Origin of the sequence: Algisphaera agarilytica (genome assembly GCF_014207595.1) — a bacterium.
Taxonomy (GTDB): Bacteria; Planctomycetota; Phycisphaerae; order Phycisphaerales; family Phycisphaeraceae; genus Algisphaera; species Algisphaera agarilytica.
The window spans coordinates 3,620,259-3,633,495 of sequence record NZ_JACHGY010000001.1 but is presented as its reverse complement, the minus strand read 5'-3'; the positions used below and the strand labels follow the sequence as shown (position 1 = coordinate 3,633,495).

11 protein-coding genes and 1 tRNA gene are annotated in these 13,237 nt (G+C 63.9%); 6 read left to right on the top strand and 6 right to left on the bottom strand.

Going from position 1 to position 13,237, the window contains the following annotated elements:
• Nucleotides 1-60 precede the first annotated feature (60 nt).
• On the top strand, nucleotides 61-2,115 hold the full coding sequence (locus HNQ40_RS15760; protein ID WP_184678782.1) for a hypothetical protein: 2,055 nt from the start codon (nucleotides 61-63) through the stop codon (nucleotides 2,113-2,115).
• A gap of 81 nt (nucleotides 2,116-2,196) precedes the next feature.
• On the opposite strand, the gene HNQ40_RS15755 is transcribed toward HNQ40_RS15760, so the two are convergent.
• From HNQ40_RS15755 to HNQ40_RS15745, 3 genes are all read right to left on the bottom strand, one after another.
• Nucleotides 2,197-2,280, bottom strand: a tRNA-Leu gene (locus tag HNQ40_RS15755).
• 258 nt (nucleotides 2,281-2,538) lie between these two features.
• On the bottom strand, nucleotides 2,539-4,128 hold the full coding sequence (locus tag HNQ40_RS15750) for an MFS transporter (RefSeq protein ID WP_184678781.1): 1,590 nt from the start codon (nucleotides 4,126-4,128) through the stop codon (nucleotides 2,539-2,541).
• A gap of 100 nt (nucleotides 4,129-4,228) precedes the next feature.
• Nucleotides 4,229-4,975, bottom strand: a complete 747-nt coding sequence (locus HNQ40_RS15745; RefSeq protein ID WP_184678780.1) for a YwaF family protein — start codon at nucleotides 4,973-4,975, stop codon at nucleotides 4,229-4,231.
• Nucleotides 4,976-5,158: 183 nt separating this feature from the next.
• Here HNQ40_RS15745 and HNQ40_RS15740 point away from each other — a divergent pair, with 183 nt between their 5' ends.
• Nucleotides 5,159-6,958 carry a lysophospholipid acyltransferase family protein gene (locus tag HNQ40_RS15740; protein ID WP_184678779.1) on the top strand — a complete coding sequence of 600 codons (1,800 nt, stop codon included), beginning with the start codon at nucleotides 5,159-5,161 and terminating at the stop codon, nucleotides 6,956-6,958.
• Nucleotides 6,959-7,005: 47 nt separating this feature from the next.
• Here the strand turns inward: HNQ40_RS15740 and HNQ40_RS15735 are convergent, their stop codons facing one another.
• On the bottom strand, nucleotides 7,006-7,473 hold the full coding sequence (locus HNQ40_RS15735) for a YHS domain-containing (seleno)protein (protein ID WP_184678778.1): 468 nt from the start codon (nucleotides 7,471-7,473) through the stop codon (nucleotides 7,006-7,008).
• 73 nt (nucleotides 7,474-7,546) lie between these two features.
• Between HNQ40_RS15735 and HNQ40_RS15730 the strand changes: the two genes are divergently transcribed.
• The 4 genes from HNQ40_RS15730 to HNQ40_RS15715 are packed head-to-tail and all read left to right on the top strand — an operon-like array spanning nucleotide 7,547 to nucleotide 9,789.
• Nucleotides 7,547-7,795, top strand: coding sequence for a hypothetical protein (locus HNQ40_RS15730; protein WP_221435573.1), 249 nt, complete (start codon nucleotides 7,547-7,549; stop codon nucleotides 7,793-7,795).
• Nucleotides 7,792-7,977: a hypothetical protein gene (locus tag HNQ40_RS15725; protein ID WP_184678777.1), complete on the top strand. Its 186-nt coding sequence runs from the start codon at nucleotides 7,792-7,794 to the stop codon at nucleotides 7,975-7,977. Before HNQ40_RS15730 ends, HNQ40_RS15725 begins: the two co-directional genes overlap by 4 nt.
• Nucleotides 7,974-9,056 carry a ferric reductase-like transmembrane domain-containing protein gene (locus HNQ40_RS15720; RefSeq protein WP_184678776.1) on the top strand — a complete coding sequence of 361 codons (1,083 nt, stop codon included), beginning with the start codon at nucleotides 7,974-7,976 and terminating at the stop codon, nucleotides 9,054-9,056. The genes HNQ40_RS15725 and HNQ40_RS15720 overlap by 4 nt, the downstream gene beginning before the upstream one ends.
• Nucleotides 9,046-9,789 carry a hypothetical protein gene (locus HNQ40_RS15715; RefSeq protein ID WP_184678775.1) on the top strand — a complete coding sequence of 248 codons (744 nt, stop codon included), beginning with the start codon at nucleotides 9,046-9,048 and terminating at the stop codon, nucleotides 9,787-9,789. Before HNQ40_RS15720 ends, HNQ40_RS15715 begins: the two co-directional genes overlap by 11 nt.
• Nucleotides 9,790-9,801: 12 nt before the next feature.
• On the opposite strand, the gene HNQ40_RS15710 is transcribed toward HNQ40_RS15715, so the two are convergent.
• Nucleotides 9,802-12,495, bottom strand: a complete 2,694-nt coding sequence (locus HNQ40_RS15710; RefSeq protein WP_184678774.1) for an alpha/beta fold hydrolase — start codon at nucleotides 12,493-12,495, stop codon at nucleotides 9,802-9,804.
• Nucleotides 12,492-13,235, bottom strand: coding sequence for an NRDE family protein (locus HNQ40_RS15705; protein WP_184678773.1), 744 nt, complete (start codon nucleotides 13,233-13,235; stop codon nucleotides 12,492-12,494). The genes HNQ40_RS15710 and HNQ40_RS15705 overlap by 4 nt, the downstream gene beginning before the upstream one ends.
• Between the last annotated feature and the right edge of the window lie 2 nt (nucleotides 13,236-13,237).

Genomic DNA, 13,237 nt, shown 5'->3' with positions numbered 1-13,237 from the left:
GATCAGGCCCGCGTTTCTCGAAGTACCCCACGCGGGCACACCTCTAACCCCGGAACTCCCATGATCCGCAACCCCCTCCGTACCTCCTTCCGTCGCGCCTCTGCCGGAGCGCTCGCGTTTTCGCTGACGGCTTCCGGGTTTCTGAGCACCCCCGCACTGGCCGAGCCCGGCTCGGGCTGGGAAGCCCTGCCCGCCGAGACCGTCTTCGCGGTGCGCATGCCCCAGACCCAGGCGTTCCTCGAACACCTGCGGGCCAACACCGTCGCCGGCCAACGCATCTTCTCCGAGGAGAAGTTCGACCAGGTCATGCAGCTGATCGAAGAAAACAACCAGGAAGACTGGAACGAGATGGTCGAGGAACTCGAAGAGTTCGGCTTCACACTCGACGACCTGCTTGCCATCGCTCAAAACAGCTGGGGCATGGGCTTCGTCGCCAACCCGCGTGGTGAGGGTGAACTGCCCCGCATGGTCCTGCTGGGCTGGGCCGACATGGAAGAAGCCGACATCGATCGGATCTACGCCGCGATCGACAAGGCCGAAGAAGAAAACGAGGATGCCGACGACACCCGCCGTCTGGATTACGAACTCGCGGGCATGCCCGTGCGTCAATACTCGTCCTCGGAAGAAGGCATGGACATCGAGGTCACCTGGGACACCCCCGATGACTTCTACGAATGGACCGACGAGCAACAGGAAGCCCACTGGGACAAGCTCCAAAAAATGGAAGACGAGGCCCAGTACGTCAAGATCGACGAGACCCACCTGCTCATGACCCGAGCGCCGGGCCGTATGGCCATGGCGATTGGCTTCCCGCAGTCCGGCGACGCGGTCCGCGAACTCATCGCCGCGGACAGCGACATCGACTGGGACGAGGCGACCGACGTGGCTTCGGTCCAGGAGGTCTTCGCCAACTTCCTCGGGAGCCTCGAAGGCGGAAACGACAACTCGTTCGCCGCCAACATCCTATCGGTGCCGGAAGCCGCCGCAGCGGTGGACGGCGAGAACAGCCTGGTTGAGTTCTACGCCGACGGCCAGAAACTCCTGGACCTCATCGGTGTGGCGATCGCGATCGACGAAGGCGAAGAAAGCGCCGAGGAGTACACCAAGCTCATGGAAGTCCTGGGCTTCGACAGCCTCGGGGTGATGGCGGGTTCGACCTTCCTCGCCGACGGCGCTCTCCGCTGGGACTTCTTCGCCGCGATGCCCTCGCCCCGCCGCGGCCTGCTCAGCACGCTCGACGGCCAGACGCTGCCCGCCGAGCCCCCCGCCTGGGTGCCCGCCGGTGCGTCCTACTTCCACCTCGCCTACGACCTGGGCAAGCTGTACGACGTCATCCTCGACACGGTCCAGCAGATGGCCGGCCCCGAAGCAGCCCAGCAGGTCATGATGGGCAACATGATCGTCCAGAGCCAGATCCAGACCGACATCCCGAGCCTGCTGCGTTCGTTCGGCACCCGGCACAGCATCGTCGCCACTGAATCCCAGGAAATCACCATCGAGACCGAGGAATACGACTTCGAGACCGAGTCGTTCAAGACCGTCGAAACCACGATGACCATGCAGCCCGTCGCGTTCGTTTGGGACCTCGCCGACGCCGACGTGTGGACCAACGTCATGAACGCCGCCAAGCGTTTCGCCCCCAGCATGGGAGATGAAGTCCAGCTCGTCGACGAGCAAGGCTTCACCGGCCTGCGATCGGAAACCACCGGGTTGCCCATGGGCTTCATGCTCGGCCAGAACAACCTGGTCCTGGGCGTTGGGCCCGACGTGGTCACCCGCGTGCTGACCTCGATCAACAACCCGCCCGCGGTGGAAGACAGCCTGCTGGGCTCGGCGATGTACCGCGAGGGCGACGCTCTGCTCAACTACCAGGAAGGCATCATCTTCGCCATCCAGGACTGGCGGACCGACATGGTCAACGCCAAGAAGCAGATCGTGCAGGCCATGGAAGAGCAAGCCGAGGAAGAAGATCAGGCACTGGTCGAGCAGATCAAGGCCGTGATCCCCTCCGATGAAGACATCCGGGCGTCCTTCGGCGTCGCGGTCGGTCAGGTCATCATGACCGACTCCGGCCTAAGCTACGAAGCCGCCTCCGCCATGCCCGCCGCCGAGTGATCCAACCCGGTCGCTTCGCACGACATCCAACACGTCACCAAAGAAACACCGCCCGGCCATGAAAGCCGGGCGGTGTTTTGATGCGGGCGACAGGAATCGAACCTGCACTCCGGTTAAGGAACCAGAACCTAAATCTGGCGCGTCTGCCAATTCCGCCACGCCCGCGGATTGGGATTGGATAGTTTAACGCAACCCCAGAACGCCGCCATCCCCGCAGGAGATACGGGGTCAGAGATCACACCACGCGACCGAGACACGGTCCTCGGCAGAACCGCCCGACATCGCCCAAGACCTCCCGCACGGATTTTCTTGTCCTTCCGAGATCAAACCCCAGACCGAGGCAGATCACCATCACCAAATAAAAACCCCACCGCTTCAGCGAAGCGGTGGGGTCATGTTCAGTAGATTCCGACTATCGCGGGGTCAGTGAGCCGCTTCCGCAGGCTCACCGCTCTTAAGCTCCACCGGCTTGTACCCGCCGCGAGCCTTGAAGTACAGGATCAGCAGCAGGTAGCACACCGCCAGGCCAACCGGGGGAACCGCCGCCCAGGCCAGCGCGTTGGACTTGGCCTCGTTGATGGTGGTCTCGACAGTCGCCTGGTCTTCCTCGGGCAAAGCCTCGATCTTGTCGGCCGAGCGTTTGCGGTACTCGCCGAACACACTCTGCTGCGGTTCGGGGTCCATCACGACTTCATAGAGTGCAGGCTGAGCCGCCAGCGAGCGGTCGATCTGCTGGTCCTGCAGGTTGCCCAGCAGCGGCCCGCCGATGATGCCCACGCCGAGCATGCCCACCGCCGCGATGCTGTTGATCGTCATCGCCCCGCCCTCGGGGAAGCGTTCGGAAACCACACCCAGCGTCGTCGGCCAGAAGAAGGTCTGACCGATACCGTAAATAGTCGCGACGATGAAGATCACGATCGCGGTGTCGGCGATCGACAGGCCGTAGATGCCCGCAGCGGCGAACAACGAGCTGACCATCAGCACGCCCAGCGGCGTCAGCAGCTTCACAATCGGGCCCACGCAGAAGCGCAGGATCATCATCAGCGTCGCGGTGTAGATCAGCACCCAGCCGCCGTCGGCGTTGAAGATCGACTTCATCGCCGGAGTCATGAGTTCCTTGATCCAGCCGTCGGTCCCGAGCTCGGTCGTCGCCAGCGGGATCATCATTGCGGTGAGCAAGACGAAGATCGGCGCCCCCAGCGAACGGGCGTAGGCGGTGAACCCGATGGTAATGCCCGCCGTCAGACCAATACGCAGCCAAAGCAGCGCATCGTCATTCAGAGAGGTCCAGCCCGAGCCCTGCGCGACCCGGGTCAGCTCCCAGACAATCAGGCCGGTGATAATCAGGCAGCCCAGCGCTCCGACGTCCTTAAGCATGGCGCGGTAGGGAACGCCCGCCGCGACCCGCTCGTTCACGGGGAACTTGCTGGGGATCATCATCACGCCGTAGATCACGGTCGGGATCAGCAGCAGCGCGACCTGCCATTTCCAGATGTTTTCTTCGGGGAACATCCCGTTGAGCAGCCCGCCCTCGCCGACGCCGATGGCCAGCAAGCCGCCGATGACCAGGCCCAACGGCCAGCCCGCGTGGAGGATGGTCAGCCACTTGGTCTTGGCCTTGGGGTACATGGTCGCGACCACGGGGTTGATCACCGCTTCCACGGTGCCGTTGGCGAGCGCACAGATGAACGCCCCGGCGTACAGCCCCCAGTAACCCGTGGCGGTGATCGTGACGACGGCCGACACCGCGTGGCAAACAAACGCGAAGACCAACGCCTTCTTGTAGCCGAAGCGGTCGATCACCAGGCTGAACAACACGATACTGATCGCGAACGGCCAGAGGCCCGCCCCGATGATCTCGCCGAACTGTGTGTCGCTGAGATTAAATTCGCCCTTGAGGTCGGCCAGGAAAAACGTCCGGGTGCCGAACGCGAAAGACGTCGCGATGAGCGAGATAAAACAGGTGACAAACAACCACTTGGCCTCTCGGCTCGAAATCGCTTGGTCATTCATAATTAGGGTCTCGGTGAGTCTCGGAGAAAGGGAGTCAACAGTCCGTTTTAGACTCTGCGAAAATAGGTTTATCAAACTCCGCTGTCAATGTTTACAAACGTTACATCGCAGATGACTCGGGCGTTTCCCTACCACACTCATCCGGCCTGATCCAACGCAAGACCACCCAAGGCAACCACACCAGCGCAAAAATCGTCGCGCCCAGCACCTGGATGCCCAGGATGCGCCACGGCCAATCCGGCAGCAGCGCTAACGGCGTCGCGGCGTCGAGCTCCACGTCGCCGATGTACGCGTAGTTCCATCCCTCGTTGGCCAGGTTGATCGGCAAGACCACCGCGAGGTAGCCCATCGTGACCAGACACACCGTCCCCCAGTCGGCGAAGAACGGGCGGTAGCGATTCACCACACAGTCGTAAACCGCGTAAAAGATCACCCCGGCGTGGCTGATCCAGAACAGCCAGAACCGGATGTGCTCGGGGCCGTGGGTGAGCGTCGGAGTGATCATCCCCCAGATCGTCAGCCCCATCGCCCAGAAATAAAGTGTCGTCCGCAGCACCCGTTGGCGGGTCAGCAGCGCCACGGGTCCGAGCAGGCCCGCGAGATCGCAGACGTGCAGCGGCAGGCTGTCGGCCCAGTCCTGTTCGATCAGCAGGTAATAGCCCTGCATGAACGTCCAGAAAACCAGCCCGACCACCACCACCTTCAGCGTGAACGCCCGCTCTCGGCCCCGCCGTTGTTCGCGCTGCCCCAGCCGCACCAGCCCCACAATCCCGGCCACGCAGACCAGCACCGTGATCGCGTGGAGCAACGCAAATGCTTGAAAACCCGAAGCTAACTCAATACTCACAGGATCGTATCCGTTCAGTCATCAACCTTGTGCATTTTATGTCGTGGGAATGATGTGAGGGGGATTAGGGTTTTAAGTGAGAGTCTACGGACAGACCGCACACCCGTTTCAAGGTACCTTACGTAAGCACGGACCCCGCCTCCACCGGGGCACCCGGACCACGACTGGGCAGGACTTGCAGGCATGACTCACCCCTTCCGCATCGCCCCTTCTGAGGATCGTTCGCCCGTGAGCCGTTCGCTGATCAAGGCGGCCCGCCCCGCGATGGAACTGGCGATGCGTCTGCCCGCGCTCAACGATCTCTACGACAACATCATCGCGCACGACCCGGGGCAGGAGCGTCACTTCGCCGACAAGGCGCTCGAGGTGATGCGGATCGTCCTGGACCTGAACGAAGAAACGCTCGAGGCGATCCCGAAGGAGGGGCCGTTGGTTGTGGTGGCGAATCACCCGTTCGGCGGGATCGAGGGGATCATCCTCGCATCGCTGCTCCGTCGGGTTCGGCCGGACGTGAAACTGCTGGCCAACGAGATGCTCTCGTGCATCCCCGAGCTGCGCGACACGTTCTTCTTCGTGGATGTTTTCGGCGAAGACGCCCAGGCCAAGCGGCTCAACGCCGCGGCCATCCGGCAGTCGATGTCGTGGGTCGGAGACGGTCACGCCCTGGGCGTGTTCCCCTCCGGCGCGGTCTCGCACCTGACCCTGCGTCAACGCAACGTCGCCGACCCGCCCTGGCAGAGCGCGACTGCGCGGATCATCCAACGGACCGGCGCGACCGTGGTGCCGGTGTTCTTCGATGGACGCAACAGCAACCTCTTCCAGATCGCCGGGTTCGTCCACCCCACCCTGCGTTCGGCGATGCTGCCGCACGAACTGCTCAAGCGCCGCCGATCACGGGTACCCATGGTCATCGGCGCCCCGATCCCGCCCGAGCGTACCAGCAAGCTCGAGGGCCGTGAACAACTCACCAACTACCTGCGGGTGCGGACGTACCTGCTGCGTCCACGTCACCGGCAGATCGACCTATCGGCCCGGCCCGACGACTCCAAATACGCCCCGATCATCCCGCCCGAATCGCCCGAGGTCCTGGCCGAGGAGATCGGCGCCCTGCCCCCGCAGCAAACCCTGATGCAGAGCGGCGAGTACGACGTGCTCTACGCCCGACGACCGCAGATGTCCGCCCTGCTCCGCGAGATCGGCCGACTCCGCGAGATCACCTTCCGCCAGGTCGGCGAGGGCTCGGGCAAAGCCTGTGACCTCGACCGCTTCGACGACCACTACCTGCACCTGCTCGTCTGGAACCGCAACACCGCCGAGATCGTGGGCAGCTACCGCATGGGCCCGACCGACGAAATCCTGCCCAGCCTCGGCGTCAAGGGGCTCTACACCAGCACCCTCTTCAATTTCCGCAAAAAACTCATCAAGCAGGTCACCCCCGCGCTCGAGCTGGGGCGGTCGTTCGTCCACCCCGACTACCAGCGCAGCTACCAACCGTTGCAGCTGCTGTGGAAAGGCATCGCCGCCTACGCCGCGCTGCACCCGCGGTACCGCCACCTCTTCGGCCCGGTGAGCATCAGCGCGAACTACACGTCGATGTCGAAGAACCTGCTGATGACGTTCCTGCAGCTGCACCGGTTCCTGCCAAACCTCGCCAGCCAGATCCGCCCCAAGAACCCGCCCTCGCGTCGGCGTACCCGCGACTGGGACCGCGCGGCGTTCTCGACCGTGGCCTCCAACCTCGAAGAAGTCGGCCACCTGGTCCGTGAGATCGAAGCGGACGGCAAACCCATGCCCGTGCTGCTGCGGCAGTACCTCAAGCTCAACGCCCAGTTCCTGGGTTTCAACGTCGACCCCGAATTCGGCAACGTGCTCGACGGCCTGATGCTTATCGACATACCCAACATGCCAAAGGCGCTCGGCAAGCGTTACTTCGGGGCTGAGGCATGGGACGCCTACCGCAAACACCACGGCGTGACCGAATAACCACCGCCGTGTTTAGCGGGCGATCGCAGATCGCCGCAGCGGCCAACTCAACCTTCCGATTCTTCCACGATCTCACTCCACGCCCGGTCTGCCCGGTCCCGAAGAGTGTCGCGGTCTTTCTGCCAGGGCTTGAGCGTGTCGGTAAACCAGTCGCGGTAGAACAAGAACAACCGGCCGTCGTGAACCTCGAAGCGTTTGGGGTCCACGGTCACGGGTTTCCCGTCGGCCATGGCGTAGGCACACCACCCGCCGTAGGCCGGGGCGTAGGCCTCGGGATCGCTCAGGAACACGTCCCGGTTGGCTTCACTGGCAAAACGATAGACCGCCCCGTTGTACTCGGCGGTGATGTCCTTCTTGCCTTTGGTCGCCTCGCCGCCGTGGTCGGGGAAGTAGGCCACGGGGTCGTAGCCCTTGATCGCCACGCCGTTCTTATCGACGTTTCCGTCGGCTTGGCTCAAAGCTTGAGGGGCCGTCATGAGTAAACACAACACGAAAAAGATTTGATATCGCATCATCATCCGGTTCCAATGTGGAGGTCATCCATGAAACTTGAATCGGCCGGTAAATATTTCCGCGGGGGAATGAATCGTGGATGTTGAAGGTTGGTCTGTCATGGGTTGGGCACATTACATCGTCATCGGCCTGGGGGCGTACGCGGGCATTGGACTGCTGTTCGCGGTGTGGTTTGTATTCACCGGCGTGGGACGGCTCGATCCGGCCGCGAAAGACGGGCCGTGGGGTTTCCGCTTGCTCATCCTGCCGGGAACGGCCGCGCTCTGGCCTTTGCTGGTAAGGAAGCTAGTCTCGAATCACAACGCAGCGGGGAGCGAAGCATGAAGCGCCAAGCCCGCCGCCGTCATGTCCTGGTGTGGTTACTCCTTGCTCCGCTGGTCGGTATCGGGATCGCGCTCGGACTAAGCCAACGGCCACCCGAAGCGATCTCCGAGGGGCCGATCGCGATTGAAGAAACCAGCCCGCCTGCCGCCGAGGCAACACCCCCGCAGGAGGCCAAGCCATGAGCCATGCCTACCGCGCGGTGCAATGGAACAAGCACAAGAAGGTGTACGACCTGCTGCTCGCGGGCGGCGTGGGGCTGTATCTCGTCGTCTTTGTCGTCGTGAGTTCGCTGGCACTGTCCGGCGACAACGGCATCACGCCGATGACGCTGCTCATCCGCGCGTTCGGCACGGCGGCGATCATCCTGCTCCACCTGATCCTCTGCATCGGCCCCTTGGCTCGGCTCTGGCCGGGGGTGTTCGCGCCGCTGCTGTACAACCGGCGTCATATGGGCGTCACCATGTTCATCCTCGCATTCCTCCACGCGGCCCTTGCGACGCTGTGGTACCACGGCTTCGGGGTGGTCAACCCGATCGTCTCGATCTTCACCAGCAACGGCAACTACGACCAGATCGCCGCGTTCCCCTTCCAGCCGCTGGGCTTCATCGCCCTCTTGATCCTGTTCCTCATGGCCGCCACGAGCCACGACTTCTGGTTGGCGAACCTCGGGCCGCGCACCTGGAAGACGCTGCACACGCTGGTCTACGTGGCGTATGCACTGCTGGTGATGCATGTCGTCCTCGGCGCGTTGCAGAGCAACCCGAGTGTCTTGTACATCGGGCTGCTGGTGCTGGGCTTTGTCATGATCGCGGGCCTGCACCTGATCACGGGTTGGCGTGAGTGGCGCAAAGATGCCGCCGCCCCGAACACCGACGACCAGGAATGGATCGATGTCGCTGATGTGAACGACATCGAAGATGGCTACGGCAAGGTCGTCACCCTCGCGGGAAGCGAACGCATCGCCGTCCTGAAATACGACGGCAAGGTCTCGGCGGTCAGCAACGTCTGCGCCCACCAGCACGGGCCACTCGGCGAAGGCAAAGTCGTCGACGGCTGCCTCACCTGCCCGTGGCACGGCTACCAATACCTCCCGCACAACGGTCAATCCCCGCCGCCGTTCACCGAGAAAATCCCGACCTACCGGGTCAGCGTTCAGGGCTCGCGCATCCTGGTGAACCCCGAGCCGTTGCCGCCGGGCACGGCGGTCGAGCCCGCCACGATCGAAGCCTCCCCCCCACCGGAGTCGAACCATGAAGCGTGAGTTCTATGTCGGATACCTCCCGGTGCCCAAGGGGATCCGGGGCCGGTTGCTGGTGCTCTTGCCCGTGTTGCTTGTCGCGGGCGTGCTCATCGCGGGCCTCATCCCCGCACAACAGAACGACCCCGGCACCGGCTCGTGGGACCTGAGCCAGGCCGACGCCTACACCGGCCTGCTGATCGCTGAACCGTACCCCGCGGTACTCACCGCGGCTGACGACGGGCTGCAAACCATCCTCCTGGTTTCGCAGGGCAAGACCGGCGTACGCGACCGTGTGGCGAGCCACGCCGGGCAACGCGTCACCGTTCGGGGCAACGTGGTCGAGCGGGACGGCCGAGCGATGCTCACCCTATTGGACAACGAGTCGGGCATCGAAGCCGCAGACGGCGAACCCTCGGTGGCAACACCCGATGCTGAACCCGAGGGCCGCTTCCAACTCATCGGGCAGATCATCGACCCCAAGTGTTACCTCGGCGCGATGAAGCCGGGCGAGGGCAAGATCCATAAGGCGTGCGCGACGCTCTGCATCAAGGGCGGCATCCCCCCGATGTTTCTCACCAAAACCCCGGGCGATGAGCGGAAGCTCTACCTGCTGACCGACAGCGAGGGCCAGGCGGTTTTCGATTCCATCGAGCCCTACATCGCCGACCCGATCTCGGCCGAGGGAACCATCGAACAGCACGGCGACCTGGCGTGGTTCAAGATCGACGCCACCACCATCCAGCGGCTTCAGTGACACACCCTGACACTAGTCCGCGTGCAGGTCGAACTGCCGCTGCTTGTAGTAACGCCGCACACGCTTGATCAGCGCCCAGGCCTTGGGCGGCTCCAACCCGTCGCGTTTTCGGTTGGCATCACCAATCGCAAAGCAGACGGCCCACTGGCGAAACAGCGTGCGGTACGCCCGCAATAGCGACCACTTGGGGTCGTAGATATTCGTCGATTCGCTGGTCACGCCGTTGAGCTCGACCACGGCAAAGTCCTCGCCCCGTTTGAAAGACTCCACCTCGGCGTACCGCACATCAAGCCGGCCGAAGTAGAACCCCTCCACCCGCTGCACGACCTCATCCACAGCCGCTTCGAGTTCGGGCGTGATCAGATGCCCACCATCGGCAAACAGCGTGCCCTGGCAGTGGTTGCCCGCCATCGCCAGACGGAGCGTTTCGCCCTCGGCCAGGACGCGTTCGTTGGCGTCCTCGAACCGCTGCAGGAAGACCGACGCCTGCATGCGGTAGCGCGGGTGGGCCCAGATCAATTCTTCCAGCGTCGACTCGCCGTCGCCGGTGAGGTGCGGGAAGTGCTTGTCGGTGATCGAGAAGATTCGGCCACGCGGCTCACCGGGCGTGCGGGTGTAGAACACGCCCGCCTCGAACGGCCCGGGGTGGTACTTCTGCAAAATCGCAGGCGCCTGTGAGTCGCCGAAGTATTCATCGAAGTCTTCGCCCGGCTCGATCAGCCGAACCCCCGCTCCGCGTTGCGCCGCATCGGGCTTCACGATCACGGGCAGCGACCAGCCCTTCTCGGCCATCGCGCGCCGCGCCTCGTCGGCATCACGCACCAGCACCGCGGGCAGGACGTGCTCGTCCGTCGGCGTGCACAGCGCCGCGGTGATCTCGGCTTTGGATTCACCCACCACCCCGCCATCCGGCAGGCCCGGGTTGGCCAGCGTCCACACCGTCGTAGACCGATACCGCAGCGCCAACCAGACCAGCCACGGCACCAGCGGCAGATAGAACAGCGACATCGGCCAGAACTCCCACCGCCAGACCCGACTGAGTTTCACCCAAAGCCCTTGCCGCCCCCGCTTGGTCGGGAGCTGCATCACAACCCGCACCACCATCAACAGCACCATCACCACGCCGATCAGGGCGATCCAGCTGTCACCAAACAGCAGCTTGAACGGGCTCGCCGCTGCTTCGCCCAGCAAGACCACCAGCAGCAACATCACCGGGGCCCAGATCATCACCGCCAGGAAGGTCCACAACGCAAACCGCCCGGGCTTCTTGCCCAGCGCCCCCGCCCCGACGTACAGCGGCAGCCGAGTCCCCGGGAGGAACCGCGACGCCAACACGGCCGACCAGCCGTGCGTGTCGAACCAGTGCCCAAGCGCCTCGACGTGCCGGGCGGGCAAACGCTTGGCGACCGGGCCCCACGCCAGCGCCCGCCGACCGAAAATCACGCCCATCAGGTAGAGCAACAAGTCGCCGGTGAAGATGCCGATGAACACCGCGAAGACGCCGAGAAACGCATCGATCTTCCCGTCCCGGATCATCAGCCCGACCGTGATCGTCACCGGGTCTTCGAGCACATAGCTCGCCGCAGAAATCACCGCCACCGTCCACCACGGGTTTGTGCCCCGCGGGATGTCCAGAGCCACAGGCAAGATGCTGGGCTGGTCTTCTTCAAAGTGCGGGCCCATCACGGTCCGCCGCGTCGGCACCGCTCCGGGCGTGCTGAACCGTTCGACAAACGGGACGATCTCCTCGGCCAGCATCGCCGCGCCCTTTTGATCGAACACCATGAAGTGCGAGCGGTCGAACATCACCAGTTCGCTGTGCTCGACGATGTTGTGGTGCTGACGGGCGGTCCACTCGGGGACGAGCGGGTCGTTGTAGCCCTGCAGGATCAGGAACGGCGTGTCGGCCGTGTTCATCGCCTCGAGGTACCCGCGCATCGGCCGCTGGTCCGTGTCGTTGAAGTTGCGGATAAACGAGTGGCGGAACCACCGGGGCCCGAGCAAGCCGAAGTGCGGAACCAACTCGGGCGCCGCCACCAAAGCACCGTAGCCCACGGTGTACTTGAAGTGTTCGAACCCGTAGTCGCCGGTGCCCTCGCCTTCCTGGATGCCGATCGCGCCGTAGAAGATGATCGATTCGAGGCGCTCGGGCGCAAGGTCGAAAAGGTTGAGCGCGACCCCGCCGCCCATGGAGAAGCCAAGGATGTGGGCCGACTCAATCTCGAGCTGGTCCATGAGCTCCAGCACGTAGCGGGCGTGGGCACGGGTGCTGTAGGACGGAATCCACTTCGACGAATCCCCGAAGCCCGGCATGTCCGGCGCGATCACTCGGAAATGCGATTCGAGCGTGGGGATCAGCAGGCTGAAATTCTTTTTCGCCCCCGGCGAGCCGTGGATGAGAATCAGCACGGGGCGTTCATCGGATTCGACACCATCTGCTGGTGAGGCGGCGGAACCCGCTTTGAGGTCCGTATCGATGTACGCGAAATCCACCCGGGCTTCGCCCCCGCCGCCCTCCTTGGTGAACGCGGGGGTCTGCACCATCGCTGTTCCCGGCTCACCATCCAATGGCGTGTTGGCGTTGCGGTAGGTTTGCACGCCAAACGACAAAACGACCAGCAGCCCATACACCTTCCACCACCGCTGACGCAGGAACGGCCGACGCGCTCGGCGAGGTTTGCGGGGTTGCTTCTTGATCGTGGTCACCCCTTGGCCTCGGCTCGCAGGGGCAAGGTCAACACTTGGAGTTCCCCTTCCCCGCCGTACATGGAGACGGGCGTGTAGTGCATCTGCACCCGATGGGCGTCGATCTCCACGACGGTGCGGCTGACGGTGCGGGCGTCTTCCCGGCACATCGCGACCGAGACAGGCGTGCGGTCCGGCCAGCGGTGGCGGTGGAACGCATCCTGAGCCTCGGCGTCGCGGGGCGGGGCACTCTCAAACAGGTCACGCCGAGGCCCTTCGACGATGTGATCGCCCAGCCCGGAGCTGGTCAGCATCACCGGGGCGTCGGCAATCGGGTGCACCGCGGTGGCCACGGATTGCCCGTCGGCACGCACCGTGGCGACGTTGTCTCGGTCCGCAAGCAGCAAGCGGAACGGCATCATCGTCTGAGTGGGCAGTTCTTTTGCGATCTCGATCGCTTGCTTCACGGTCGAACAACCCATCAACGATGGCACCACGCCCCCACGGCTACGCAGGCCCGGCCGTGGCGTCGGTGCTTGCTCGGGGTTGAGGTTCAGCAGGGTGATGACCAGCCCCGCTTCGTTGACGGCGATCCAGGTGCCGTCGCTCTGCGGGTCGATCGGGAGCAGCGTCTGGTAGTCCCCGAACGTGCGTATCTCCGGCGGATCGGCGGGAAGGCGGGTGTGCAACTCGTCGCGATTGGTCACCAGGCGGAGGGCCGGGGCGGACGGGTCGGTTTGAATCAGGGTGGCGGTGCACATGG

Coding starts and splice junctions, on each gene's coding strand:
- HNQ40_RS15705 (WP_184678773.1), bottom strand. CDS start 13,235: ATGTGCACCGCCACCCTGATTCAAACCGACCCGTCCGCCCCGGCCCTC.
- HNQ40_RS15735 (WP_184678778.1), bottom strand. CDS start 7,473: ATGATGCGATATCAAATCTTTTTCGTGTTGTGTTTACTCATGACGGCC.
- HNQ40_RS15720 (WP_184678776.1), top strand. CDS start 7,974: ATGAGCCATGCCTACCGCGCGGTGCAATGGAACAAGCACAAGAAGGTG.
- HNQ40_RS15725 (WP_184678777.1), top strand. CDS start 7,792: ATGAAGCGCCAAGCCCGCCGCCGTCATGTCCTGGTGTGGTTACTCCTT.
- HNQ40_RS15715 (WP_184678775.1), top strand. CDS start 9,046: ATGAAGCGTGAGTTCTATGTCGGATACCTCCCGGTGCCCAAGGGGATC.
- HNQ40_RS15760 (WP_184678782.1), top strand. CDS start 61: ATGATCCGCAACCCCCTCCGTACCTCCTTCCGTCGCGCCTCTGCCGGA.
- HNQ40_RS15740 (WP_184678779.1), top strand. CDS start 5,159: ATGACTCACCCCTTCCGCATCGCCCCTTCTGAGGATCGTTCGCCCGTG.
- HNQ40_RS15750 (WP_184678781.1), bottom strand. CDS start 4,128: ATGAATGACCAAGCGATTTCGAGCCGAGAGGCCAAGTGGTTGTTTGTC.